This window comes from Pedobacter sp. AW31-3R, from assembly GCF_052180285.1.
In the GTDB taxonomy this organism is placed as follows: Bacteria; Bacteroidota; Bacteroidia; order Sphingobacteriales; family Sphingobacteriaceae; genus Pedobacter.
In genome coordinates, this window is the sequence record NZ_CP197475.1 from 3,001,391 (window position 1) to 3,015,670 (window position 14,280).

At 45.4% G+C, this 14,280-nt stretch carries 4 protein-coding genes; 3 read left to right on the forward strand and 1 reads right to left on the reverse strand.

The features are described from left to right. The first annotated feature begins 15 nt into the window (after positions 1-15). On the forward strand, positions 16-6,543 hold the full coding sequence (locus ACSBL2_RS12165; RefSeq protein ID WP_442591972.1) for an amino acid adenylation domain-containing protein: 6,528 nt from the start codon (positions 16-18) through the stop codon (positions 6,541-6,543). 2 nt (positions 6,544-6,545) lie between these two features. Continuing rightward, on the forward strand, positions 6,546-10,220 hold the full coding sequence (locus tag ACSBL2_RS12170) for a beta-ketoacyl synthase N-terminal-like domain-containing protein (RefSeq protein WP_442591973.1): 3,675 nt from the start codon (positions 6,546-6,548) through the stop codon (positions 10,218-10,220). A 556-nt stretch (positions 10,221-10,776) separates the two neighbouring features. On the opposite strand, the gene ACSBL2_RS12175 is transcribed toward ACSBL2_RS12170, so the two are convergent. Beyond that, positions 10,777-11,055 carry a helix-turn-helix domain-containing protein gene (locus ACSBL2_RS12175; protein WP_442591974.1) on the reverse strand — a complete coding sequence of 93 codons (279 nt, stop codon included), beginning with the start codon at positions 11,053-11,055 and terminating at the stop codon, positions 10,777-10,779. 384 nt (positions 11,056-11,439) lie between these two features. Here ACSBL2_RS12175 and ACSBL2_RS12180 point away from each other — a divergent pair, with 384 nt between their 5' ends. Further along, entirely contained in the window at positions 11,440-14,280 is a 2,841-nt protein-coding gene (locus tag ACSBL2_RS12180) for a TonB-dependent receptor (protein WP_442591975.1), read from the forward strand.

Here is a 14,280-nt window from a genome sequence, read left to right on the forward strand (position 1 = left end):
AATCATCCTTGTTTTATGAAAGATTTACTTAAAGAACTGAGCCGTAACGGAATTACTTTATCGCTGAATGATGATTATGATTTAAAAGTCCAGTTTGATGACCTTGAACCAAGCAGCGCGCTGATCCAGCAGCTGAGGGAAAAGAAACAGGAAATTGTCAGTTACCTGAAGGCCCAGGCCAATACCAATATAACGCCGGCAGCTCCGGAGATGCATTATATCTTGTCTTCCTCACAACGTAGGTTATGGCTGTTGAGCCAATTTGACGAAGGCAATGTGGCCTATAATATGCCGGGTGTCTATGTTTTTGAAGGAGAGCTGGATGAAGTTGCACTCAAGCGGAGCTTTTTAACCCTGATTGAACGCCATGAAATCCTGCGCACTAGTTTTAAAGAGGCCGAATCCGGAGAAGTCCGTCAATACATACATCCGGCTGAGCCCAACGGGTTTGAATTTGTTCAGGAAGACCTAAGGGCCATCCCTGACCGGGAGACGCTGGCACACGCCATGGTTCAGGGTGTATTTCTACGCCCTTTTGACCTGGAAGCGGGCTTTTTATTGCGTGCCGGTTTATACCGCCTGGAAGATCACAAGTGGGTATTCAGCTATACCATGCACCACATCATCAGTGATGGCTGGTCTATGGGTATTCTGATCACCGAACTTTTGGGGCTTTACAATGCCTACATCAAAGGCGGAGGCAATCCTTATGAGCCGCTCCGGATCCAATATAAAGATTATGCCGTATGGCAGCAGGCAGAGCTGAGCGGCGATGCGCTGGAAGCACATAAAAATTACTGGCTTAACCAGTTTTCGGGCAAACTTCCCGTACTGGAACTGCCTTCAAATAAAATACGTCCTGCTGTCAAAACCTATAACGGAGGTGTGGTGACCAATCACCTTAGCGCAACGCTGACGGAGGGTTTAAAACGCCTGTGCCAGGAACAGGAATGCACCTTGTTTATGGGGCTGTTGGCGGTGGTAAATACCTTACTGTACCATTACAGTGGACAGGAAGACATTGTGATCGGCAGTCCGATTGCCGGTAGGGAACACCTTGATCTGGAAGGGCAGATTGGCTTTTATGTCAATACCCTCGCATTGCGTTTCCGTTTTGACGGAAATGGCAGTTTCAGGGACTTGTTGCAGATGGTCAGTGAAGTTACTTTTGACGCCTATGAGCACCAGGTATATCCTTTTGATGAACTGGTAGATGAACTGGAAGTTCCACGCGACATGAGCCGGAGTGTTCTGTTCGATGTCATGGTTACCCTCCACAACATTTCAACGCCGAATAAAGGCCATAAACAAAGCCTGGGTGAGTTACAGATCAGCGGCTATCAGGCAGCGCAGAACCCAACCAGTAAATTTGACCTGAGCTTTGATTTTGTAGAAGCTGCCGATGGCATGAACATCGCTGTAGAATACAATAGTGATATCTTCAGCGCATTCTGGGTGGACCGCCTGAGCGGACACCTGCAGCAACTGATTGCTGCTGTAATTGCCGCAGCCGATCAACCATTGGCGAGTCTGGACTATCTGAGTGATGCAGAACGCGTACAGCTGCTGGAAACATTTAATTCAACCACGGTGGCTTATCCGTACCACGAAACCTTTGTCAGTTTGTTTGAAGCGCAGGTTGCACAGTATGGCACACGGATTGCGGTGGTTTTTGAAGACAAAGCATTGACTTACAATGTATTTAATGCGGATGGTAATCGCTTGTGTGTTTACCTGCAGCAGTCACACGGTATAAAACCAGGAGACCTGGTTGGGATTTGCCTGGAACGTTCGGAAAAATTCATCATTTCGGTACTCGCCATTTTGAAAGCCGGAGCTGCTTATGTGCCTGTTGACCCACAATACCCGCAGGAGCGTATCGACTATATCAAGCAAGACAGCAATAGCAAAGTCATGATTGACGAGGCTTTTCTAGCAGCTTATGCAGCATTTGATGGACCTACTGAGGTTAGCAACCCGATACTTCAGGCCGGTCCGGACGATCTGGCCTATGTGATCTATACTTCCGGTTCTACAGGACAACCCAAAGGCGTGATGATTGAGCACCGGGGAATGCTGAACCATATGTATGCCATGGTTTCAGAAATGGGACTTGATCAGGATAGCCGGATCGCCCAGAATGCTTCCATTACCTTTGACATTTCTGTCTGGCAATTGCTCAATGCATTGATTTTGGGCGGAACAACTGTAGTTTATCGGCACGAAACCGTTTTGGATGTTCCCTTGTTCATTAGCCGGGTTGTGGCAGATGGCATCCGTATTTTGCAGGTTGTACCAAGTTACCTCAAGGCGATGATGGACATCATGGATGAGGCTGGAACTTACGACCTTAGTGCCCTAGAATATTTATTGGTTACCGGCGAAACGATAGGCCAGCCCTTACTGCAGCGGTGGTTTGAGCGCTTCCCTGATAAAAAGGTGGTGAACGCCTACGGACCTGCAGAAGCTTCAGACGACGTCACACTTTACATTATGGATAAAGCTCCCGAAGGAACAAATGTGCCTGTGGGCAAACCGATCCAGAATATGAAAATTTATATTCTGAACAAATTGGGAAAGCTTTGCCCTGTAGGTGTAATGGGTGAGATCCATGTTTCAGGTGTAGGTGTGGGCCGGGCTTACATCAACAAGCCGGAGAAGAGTGCAGCGAGTTTCGGACAAGATCCTTTTCAGCCCGGCAACATCAGGATGTACCGTACAGGTGACCATGGCCGCTGGCTTGAAGATGGTAATATCGAATTTGCCGGCCGTAAAGACGATCAGGTAAAAGTAAGGGGATACCGCATAGAACTTGGAGAAATTGAAAGTGTGTTGCAAACCCATCCTGACTTACAGTCTGTGGTGGTCATTGCCCCGGCAAACAAAACTGGAGAACGTAAACTTGTAGCCTATGTTACCGGTACACCGGGATTAGACCTGGCTTCTATAAAAACCTATTTATTAGGCGTGATCCCAGCATATATGGTACCTTCCCACTTTATGCAGCTGGACCAGCTTCCGCTAACCCCAAATGGCAAGGTGGATAAAAAAGCCTTACCAGATGTGGCTGCGGTGGAGATGATCAGCAATACTGCTTATCAGGTGCCTGAGAATGAGACACAGGCCCAATTGGTCGCCATATGGTCTGAGGTGTTGGGGTTGAATCAAATCGGGATCAACGACGATTTCTTTGATCTTGGAGGACATAGCCTTAAAGCAACCCGCTTGACCAGCCAGATCCACAAGGTATTTAATGTGAAAATTGGCCTGAAAGAACTGTTTGCCACGCCGGTTTTGGCTGCACAGGCCTTGCTCATTGCACAAAGCAAAACCAATATTTTTGAAGCGTTATCGATCGCACCGCTGCGGGACAGCTATGTTTTGTCGTCTTCACAACGCAGGTTATGGATACTGAGCCAGTTTGAAGAAGGTAGCCAGGCCTATAATATGCCTGGGGTTTATTTCTTTGAAGGGGAGCTGGATGAAGGTGCACTGGAATGGAGTTTCTTCAACCTGATTGCACGTCATGAAATCCTGCGTACCACCTTCAGGGAAGACGAAGAATTAACCGTCCGCCAGTACATTCATCAGCCATCAGAAAGCAGGTTTATCTTGAAAAAGTCAGACCTTCGTGCAGCTGCACTTAGTGATGAGGAAATCCATCAGCTGGTTCGCGAAGAACTGCTGCAGGCATTTGACCTGGCAGCTGGCCCGCTCTTAAGGGCAAGTTTATATCAGCTTGAAGACCAAAAATGGATATTCAGCTATACCATGCACCACATTATTAGTGATGGCTGGTCTATGGGGGTACTGATCACGGAGTTGTTAAACCTCTACAATTCCCGCATACGGAATGCTGAAATGACTTACAACCCCCTAAAAATCCAGTATAAAGATTATGCCGTATGGCAGCAAGCCCAGCTGAGCGGCGAATCACTGGCTTTACATAAAGATTACTGGCTGCAGCAGTTCTCCGGATCGCTGCCTGTACTGGAACTGCCACAGGATAAGCTGCGCCCCGTACAGAAAACATACGACGGGGCTGTGCTGAACAGACGCTTACCGGCAACGCTGAATGAAGCATTTAAAAAACTCGGGCAGGATCAGGGCTGTACCTTATTCATGAGCCTTCTTGCTGTAGTCAATACCTTGTTATACCGTTACAGCGGACAGGAAGACATCATCGTTGGAACGCCGATTGCGGGCCGTGAACACCTCGACCTGGAAGAGCAGATTGGTTTCTATGTCAATACCCTTGCCATACGTTCCCGCTTTGACGGAACAGGCAGCTTCCTCGACCTGTTGAGGAAAGTACGTGAGGTTACCCTTGGGGCCTATGAACATCAGGTTTATCCTTTTGATGAACTCGTGGATGAACTGAATTTGCACCGTGACATGAGCCGCAACTCGCTGTTCGACGTGCTGATCGTATTGGAAAATGCAGAAATGGTGCGTAAAGAAGGGCAAAAGACACTGGACAAGCTGCAGATCAGGGAATATTTCGATCACCAGGTCATCAAAAGTAAGTTTGACCTTTCTTTTGATTTTGTGGAAAGTGCTGAAGCGCTTGATCTCACCATTGAATACAATACCTCCATATATGGACGTGATTTGATTGAAGGGATGATCAACCACCTGGAACAATTGATCAAAGCAGTTGTTGCACAGCCATTTTTACCATTGTGCGAATTGGAATATTTGAGCCCTGCGGAGTCTGTACAGCTGCTGGAAACCTTCAATGCGACAAAAGTGCCATACGAGACCGCGCAAACGGTACTTCACCAGTTCCGGAATCAGGTGGGCAAAACCCCGGATAAAAATGCCCTGGTTTATGGAGATGAACAATTCAGTTACCTGGCACTGGATGTGTTTTCCAATCAGTTTGCCCATTACCTGAATACCGTTCATGGCGTTCAGAAAGAGGACCTGGTTGGGGTTACACTTGTCCGGAGTCACTGGATGGTTGCTGCGGTACTTGGTATCTTGAAAGCAGGCGGTGCCTATGTGGCCATTGATCCGGAATATCCGGAAGAAAGAAAGGCTTACCTCATTAAAGACAGCAACTGCAAAGTCGTGCTGGATGATGCGCTCATAGCCGGGTTTATTTCAGAAAGCGCACAATATCCCGATACTGCCTTGCCGTTGCTGCAGGAATCTTCAGACCTGGCCTATGTGATTTACACGTCTGGCTCTACCGGGAATCCTAAAGGCGTTATGATTGAGCATGGCAGCCTGTTTCCGAGGATAAAATATTATCAGGATACCTATGGGCTTACTGAAGCAGACAACATGATGTTTTACCGCTCTTACAGCTTTGATGCTTCGATAGAAGAATACCTGCTGCCCATCTTAACCGGCGCAACCTGCTATGTAGCCCCGGAAGATTTCAGGTTAAACCTGCTGAGTAACATCATTTCTTTCATTGAAAAGCACCAGATCAGCAAACTGGACATGACGCCTGCTTTATTGACGGAATTTGTTTATGAACTGGTAGACAATAAGGAGGCTGCGTCCAGGATAAACTCCGTAAGACACGTGGTTTCTGGCGGAGATAAGCTGCCGCTGAAAGTGGTGCAATTGTATTTTTCCGTTTGCCAGGCCGCACTTTATAATACTTACGGACCTACAGAAAACACGATAGATTCTACGAACCTTAAGATGACTGCGATGCCATCCGCAGCGCGGATTTCTATTGGAAAACCAATTCAGAATAGTGAGGCTTATATCCTGGACAAACAACAGCAGTTGGTTCCTGTCTATGTCTATGGAGAGCTTTGCGTTGCCGGGCCGGGTTTGGCCAGAGGTTACCTGAATAAGCCAGAGCTGACTGCGGAGAAATTTATCGACAATCCATACCGGCCGGGAGAACTGATGTACTTAACCGGTGATTATTGCCGCTGGCTGCCAGACGGTCAGATTGAATTCTTAGGGCGTAAAGACGATCAGGTTAAAATCATGGGACACCGTATTGAACTTGTTGAGATTGAATCCTCCCTGGAAAAACACCCGATGATTAATTCGGCGGTTGTCGTCGCCAGAACTCATCCTGAATCAGAGCCTGAAATCATCGCCTATTTTATTGCACAGCAAGCCCAGTTGGATCAGCTGGAACTGAGAAATTACCTGATGGGGATCCTGCCACTGCATTTCCTGCCTAAATATTTTGTCCAGCTTGAGGAAATGCCGCAGAATGCCAATGGAAAGGTTGATAAAAAGCTGCTTCCGGAGCCTGAACATCAGCTGGATGCTGCGGAGTTGTATGTTGAACCGCAAACAGAAACCCAGCAAAAGTTAATGGAGATCTGGGAACAGGTGTTGGATACAAAAAGAATCGGCATCCAATCCAGTTTCTTTAGCCTCGGCGGAAATTCCATTCAGGTCATCAGGCTGCAGCGCCTCATCAACCAGGAATTTAATACCGATTTGACCATTGCCACCTTTTTCGAAATGGTGACCATCGAAATGTTGTCAAATGAGATTGAAAAAAAGATGGGACTGACCTCGGCTCATTCCAAAAAGGATATAGACGTTTTAAATTTTTAAAAATGAAAAATGAAATTGCAATAATTGGTATTGCGCTGCAGATGGGCGGAGCAAATGACATGGAAGCGCTGTGGGAGATGGTAAAAAATAATGAAACAGGTTTCAATGCGCTTTCAGAACAACGGCGTAAAGATTTGTTTGACCGGTTTGGCGTAGCGGAAATTGAAAGTGCAGCCTATATGGACCGCATTGATCTTTTTGATCATCACTTTTTCAATATTCCGCCTGCTGAAGCTGAGCGCATGGACCCGGAACAACGGATCATGCTGGAGAGCGCCGTAAAAGCGATCCACAATGCCGGTTATGTTCCGGCAGACCTCACCGGAGAAAGGATTGGTATTTTTTACAATACAGAACGCTCATTGTATGATTATTTTTTTGACGACACCAGTAATCTTTCCCTGGTTTCCCATATGCCGGCCATGATGGGTGCAAGGCTGGCCAATTTTATGGATTGGAGAGGACCGGTGATGGGTATTGACACCACCTGTTCGTCTTCACTGGTTGCTTTATACCAGGCCTGCCAAAGCATTATGAACGATGAATGTACCATGGCACTGGCCGGTGGGGTAAACCTGGAAATACCATTTCATAAGATCATCAAAGCAACACCTGTTCAATCCAAAAGTCAGCAGTGCCGTCCTTTTGACAACAGTGCGGATGGGATATTGGGCGGGGAGGGTGCCATATGCGTTTTGCTTAAACGGTTGGATGAGGCCTTGGCAGATGGTGATCCGATACATGCCGTTGTAAAAGGTGCAGCGATTAACCATAGCGGCGGATATATTCAAAACATCTCGGCACCAAGTCCCACTTCTCAAAGGGAGGTGATCCAGATGGCCTGGAAAAATGCCGGGATAGACCCTAAACGGATTCGCTTTGTAGAAGCACATGGGACAGGAACGGTATTGGGAGATCCGATTGAATTTGCAGGATTGGCATCAGCCTTTGAAGGCTATGGTGCCCCAGGCGAGAAAATCTGTTCGATCAGCTCTGTGAAAGGACAGTTCGGACATTTGAATGCGCTTGCTGGACTGGCTGGTTTGGCCCGTCTGGTACTGGCCCTGAAACATAAAAAACTGCTTCCTCAGCCTGGATTTAAGGAAATCAATATCAACATTGACGAAGCCAATGCGTCGGTTTACATCCAGCGTGAATTGGAAGAATGGCAGGGTGGAAATGGCCCGCGGGTGGGGGGATTGAGCTCTTATGGGATGTCGGGAACCAATGTGCATGTCGTCCTTAAAGAAGTGACGCGTGCGGAGGATGCCTTGTTGACGAAGGAAGATCAGCAAACATACCTACTGAAAATCGGGGGACGTACTGCTGCACTAGCCAATGACGTAAAAGCCTATTTGCTCAATTTCCTGAAAAGCAATACTACTGTTAACCTTAACCGGTTTTGTTATTCTGTGAATAAGATTGCGGGCAACGTCGAATATGGTCAGGCCATCACTTTCCGCACCCAGGAAGAACTGATTGCAATCCTGGAAAATTACCAGCCTGCTCAACGCCAGGTCATCCCCGGATCTGAAGTTTACCTGTTTATTCCGGAAGTTCCCGATTTGGATAAATTGCTGCCTTTCCTAAAGGTATCAGGTTCTTTATCTGCTGCTTATGAAAAGGGACTTGCGGAGTTTGATGGGATTTACGGAAAGACGACAAACCAGCAGCAAGCCTTTCTGCTGCAATATTATCTATTGCAGCTGTTGATGCATGCCGGTTTCCATCCAGATAAAATCCTGGGCAGCTTTGGCGGTAAATTTATTGCTGCGGCACTGTCTGGTAAAAGTTCGTTAACCGACGCCCTGGCCGGATTTACAACTGCCCCGGCAGAAAGTTTTAACAAAAGCGGGTTTCTAGGCTTCCTGGATACATTAAATCCTAATGTTCATTATGATTTCTTCAGTTTTGCTGCGGAAGGGGAAATGATCGATAGCCTGAGGGAATGGCACCACAAAAAAGAAAGGAATATCAGCCTGTGCATTCCGTTACCAGAAGAAAATATGCTGAACCAGTTTATGAGCTCCTGGTTTAATTTGGGGCATCCTATGGAATACACCAAAGTCTTATCAAAGGAAATTTTCCTGAACACTTTGCAGATTCCTGTTTTTGACCACAAGCGGTTCTGGCCAGACGTAAAACCGCGGTTTGTAACCAATACCGTGAATCCTGCTGAATCTGCTCCAGTTCAAAAGAAAATGGTATCTATCCAGGAAATTACGGAAGAACTCTTGGCCATCTGGCGGTTAAAGCTAGGTGTGGACGCGGTGGGTGTAACCGATGATTTCTTTGATCTGGGTGGATCTTCGTTGATGGGACTGGATATGATTGCCCTGATTGAAAGAAAATATTCCATTAACCTCGAATACGCGGACATTTTTGATTACAGCACGGTTAACCTCCAGGCAGCGCTTGTGATGGAGCGGCTTACTGAAAGGCAAATAAATCCTGAAACAACGGTTGCTGCGGTCGAAAAGCAAGATCCGGAAACGCGTGAACAGGATTACATGAAAAAGGTCCATGCAGTCAATGCGCTAACAGACATTCCATTGTTTACGCCAAAACATGTACTGATTACCGGCAGTACCGGCTTTCTGGGCGTACATCTGCTCAAACATTTTCTGATCGATACCGAGGCTAAAATAACATGCCTGGTCAGGGCAGACAGCAATGCGCAGGCCAGGGAAAGGCTGTATGAAGTATTTGAAGCTTACTTTTCGGATGTTAAACCACTTCAATTTGAAGGACGCCTGCAGGTGATCAGCGGCGAGCTGAGTGAGGCAGGACTGGGATTAAACGCGGCTGGTGCAGCAATACTGACCGGTGTAGATACCATTTGCCATTCGGCAGCATTGGTGAGCCATTTTGGAAAAGTTGAAGTTTCCAGGGCCATTAACTATACGGGTACCGTAAACCTGCTGGATTGGGCCAAAGCAAATGGGGTTCAGTATTTTAACCATGTGTCGACCACTGCCATCGCTGAAGGCTATATCGCCAATATTGCCCAGACTGAATTTTATGAGCATGACCTGAACCTGGGTCAGAATTTTGGCCGTAACATTTATTCTTTAACAAAGTTCGAAGCGGAGCAATACCTAAATGAACAGCATGGAAATGTAAAGCTGAAAATATTCCGTGTGGGCAATATCGGTGGGGCCACCTCGACCGGATTATTCCAGCAAAATATTGATACCAATAGCTTTTACCAGCGTTTAAGAAGCCTGGCTGATTTAGGGATCTACTGTGATGCCATTGCTGACCATGAATTTGAGACCAGCCCGGTGGATAAAGTTGCAGGGGCAGTGTTTCGCCTGTCGTTGATCAAAAATGAAGATCCTGCTGTATTCCATCTCGAAAGTAAACCTGTACGGTTAAAAGACTTGCTGGTACACTTTCACAACAATGACATTAGTCTCGTCAGGAAAGAAACCGACTATTTCTTAAAATACGTGAATACGGTGATGCAATCTGCTGATTTATCCCGCGAGCATTCTATCCTTGGAATCATCAGGTATGGTGGGGCTGAAACGCAGGAAACCACTTACCAGTTAAGAGCTGAATTGACCAGGGCCTACCTGGATAAATTAAAGTTCGATTTTGACTACGATTCAAATCAATATTACGATACCATCATTAAATATTGTATCCGGGTGAATTTTATTGAAAACAGCTAAATCTGGTATCGGAGCAATGCCTTGGAGATTTTACTAATAATCTTTGCAATGAATTGTCTATGTTCAGCTGTCTTTGAATTCATTTTCGAGAGACTGCAGGACGATTTATTTTATGCATGCTTTATTCCTGCTTTTTATTTTAATTTTTTGGATTAATTCAATTTTGGACCGAACACTCGAACAAAGTTTTATAGTGAATTTTTAGGGAAGAATAGAACAGACGGATACGATAGTAAAAATTACGGCAGGGTTTCTTGGTAAGAAAAAGCAAGAGGTTTAGGTTCCCCAAATGCCCTATTCCTATTTTTTAGGTTTTACTTCAAAAGGTTTTTGATATTCTTCAAAGAAATTCGTCCCTATTTACATATGATCCAGCAAACTAATTTTCGTATGTCTTCTAACTTGATTAACCGTATTCTGGCAGCTGCTGGAGAATAAAGATTGCGTGTTATAAATTTTATGTTCAAACCGTTACAAATATGTAACATAATACATTGCGGGAGAAGATGTGAATGGACAAATAGTGCCCGTCGACACATCCGTTGCATCATATAAGCTAATTGAGATTTCGGAATTGCAGCGGTGTTTTCCCTGTTTTATTTTTAAAAAGCCGGTTAAAGTATTGCGGATATTCAAAGCCTAACTGATAGGCAATCTCACTTATTGAAAATGTTGTGGTGAGCAAAAGCCCCTTAGCCTTTTCTATCATATAGGCATGAATAGGCTGTTGGGTATTCATACCAGTAAGATTCCGAAGCAATTCGGCCAAATAATGAGTAGACATATTCATTTCTGATGCAATTTCATTTACAGAGATGAGTTGCTTTTTCTCCATATCTTTTTACCAAGCGGAAACTTGTGCCTATTCACAGATTATGCCATTCACAACTATCCTCAATTGTGACAACCTGGTCATAAACGAAGAACAGCAATAAACTTTTCTGGTAATCTCCATACGCTATCCTGGCGTTGATGGTATGTTTTTACAAAATGTAAGATATTAATGCAATGCTATTGCAATTACAGATTTGATAATGCAACTTTGCTGCAAATAATAAACGCAATAAAGATGCATGTTAAAATGTCCAATACTTATCTTCCCATTTGTCCCCAAGTTTCCATCTGAAACCCAGTTTCAGGACAAATCCTGTTTTGAAATGCAACTCAAAGAAATCTACCATTCAACAATGCAAGCTCCAGCTATCAGAATCAATTAATCATGACAAAACTTCTATCCATTATCAGCAATACTGCTTTTATGTTATTGCTGTTTTTTTCTACCTGCCAAGTGGCCAATGCCCAGCGCAAAACTGCCTCCTTTACCATTCGTGGTACGGTCAGTGAGAGGCAAAATCACAGCAATAAAATACCTGTACCCAGTGCATCAATTCACATAGACGACTATGGGGCAAGTACAAATGCTGATCTCAATGGCAAATTTTCATTTCAGGATGTACCAGCAGGGAAAATAAAACTCTCTGTGAAAATGCTGGGCAAAATAACCCTCGACACGCTTATCAATGTACATGCTGACCTGAACCTGGATATCTATCTTTCGGATGCGGATTTCCGCTTACAGGAAGTAGCTGTAACCGCCAGGAACGTACAGGGTGGAAATGGGACTTCATCCAAAATTTCCAGGATGGCAATTGACCACCTGCAGGCCAATAGCCTTGCAGATGTGATGTCCTTATTGCCTGGGGCAACGACTATCAATCCCAATCTCAACAGCAGTAAACAGATCTCCATCAGAAACCTGGCTGATGACAATACCAAATCCCAAAACTCCAACTCCTTTGGAACGGCCATTGTCATGAATGGGGCACCACTTTCAAACAATGCAAATTTACAGGCCATGTCGCCAACCGTTGCAGGAGGTACCGCCCCGATAGGTGGGGGAGCATCACCCGGGGCTGGTTTCGATGTCCGTAACGTTTCCATGGACAATGTCGAATCTGTTGAGGTCATCCGTGGTGTTCCAGGCGTGGAATATGGGGACATTACTTCGGGCGTTGTTCTGGTTAACACCAAGGCAGGTGAACAGCCCCTAAGGATCAGTGCCCATACCAATCCCAATATATCCCAGATCTCCCTGACCAAAGGAACAGATTTAGGACCTGATAAGGGGGCACTGAACCTTGGTTTAGATTATGCCTATAATGTAAATGACCCGGTACAGTCCTATTTGTTTTATCAGCGACTGACAGGAACTGCCTTATATACCAATACTTTTTTTAAGCGGTTGAATTCCACCAGTTCCATCGACCTGATGTACGGCAAGGATACGCGCAAATTAAATCCGGATGACCAGATCACGCAATCCCGTTCCAGCGCCAGGGACCTGGGGTTTATATTCAATACCCGTGGGGCTGTGAACTTTGAGAATCTTTGGTTGCGCAACCTGAATTATGTTGCGAGAGTAGGGTATACGACTAAAAATGGATATGCAGAATCATTGAATACGGCTGCAAACGCGCCTTATTCCGCTACACTCACAGACGGGGCTATTTTATCGAATAAACCCAATACAGACATTTTCGACAGCAAAGGCAACAAACTGACCAATATCAGTGAGGCGGATAAATTAGGGAGTGCATTTTATCTGCCAAGTACTTATCTGGGACGTTACGATATCAATGGTAAAGAGTTGAATACCTATCTGAAGGCAAACACTACTTTTTTCAATAAGATCGGGACTACCAACCACAAATGGATTTTGGGAGCCGACTTTAAAGCTGACAAGAACTATGGGGAGGGCAAAACATTTTCCAGCGCTGCTCCGCCATACCGTAATTTATCTGCTGTGAATGCTTCCTTCAGGCCGCGTGCCTATAAAGATATACCGGGGGTGAATCAGCTGGGGCTTTTTGCTGAAGAAAACTTCAGCGCAGACCTGGGCAGCCGCAGGCTGAATATCATTGCAGGACTGCGTTATGACCATTTCTCCGGAAACAGTAATACGTTTTCTCCCCGTGTCAATGCGATGTTTGACCTATTACCGAATACACTGAGTGTACATGCCGCTTATGGCCAATTGGCTAAAGCTCCCGCAATTCTTTACCTGCACCCGGAGAATGCCTATTTCGAGTATATCAACATTAACGAAACTGCCAGTTCAAGCATACCTGTGGAACAGCAGGTGTTGATGACCACTACCCGGGTGTTCAATACTGAAAATGAGAAATTGCAGATTACAAAAAACGAGAAAGCCGAATTGGGTTTCCAGTTAAACATCAAACAATCGACCTTAACTGTGACGGCCTTCCGTGAGCGATTGAGAAACGGGTATTCATTTGATTATGCCACAAGGCCAGTCACCTTCAATGAGTATACACGCGCAGGCGATGGAACTGAAGCGGTTTACGATCTGAAGGAAAGCAATTCCGTATTGGCAAAGTATACCATGCCAGGCAACAATTTCGTGTCCAATACCAAAGGGATAGAAATAGAACTGGACCTTGGAAGGTTTAGTGCCATTAACAGTTCCTTTTCCCTGAACGGGGCATGGATCCGCAATGAGAGCTACAATAAAAATTACTTTTATTTTGATGATTATAGCGGTGCAGGCGGATCTGCCAGAACGCACATTGCGCTCTATGAACCAGGTATGCTCAAGGATAATGAGGAGCGCCTGGTTACAGCCTTGCGCAGTACGCACAATATCCCAAGCATTGGTTTTGTGGTTACCCTTACGACACAGGTTAGCTGGAGGGAGATCAGCCAGACCAAACATGGTAATGATTCCATCCCCCTGAAATACATTTCAAAAGATGATGGACTGACGTATAATTTTGACCCGGCAAGGAAAAATGAGGCCGCATTTAAGGACCTTATCCGCCCTGTAAATGAGCGTGTGTATATCAAAGAGTCTTTCCCTGCTATGCTATCCTTCAACCTGAACCTTACCAAAGAGATCGCCGATTACATGCGGGTATCTTTCTTTGCGAATAACATGCTGAGGAGTTATCAGATCACGGAGTCTAAACAACAACCAGGAACTTATTACCGCAGGAATGAAAAGCTGTTCTTCGGCCTGGGATTAACATTAACTATTAAATAA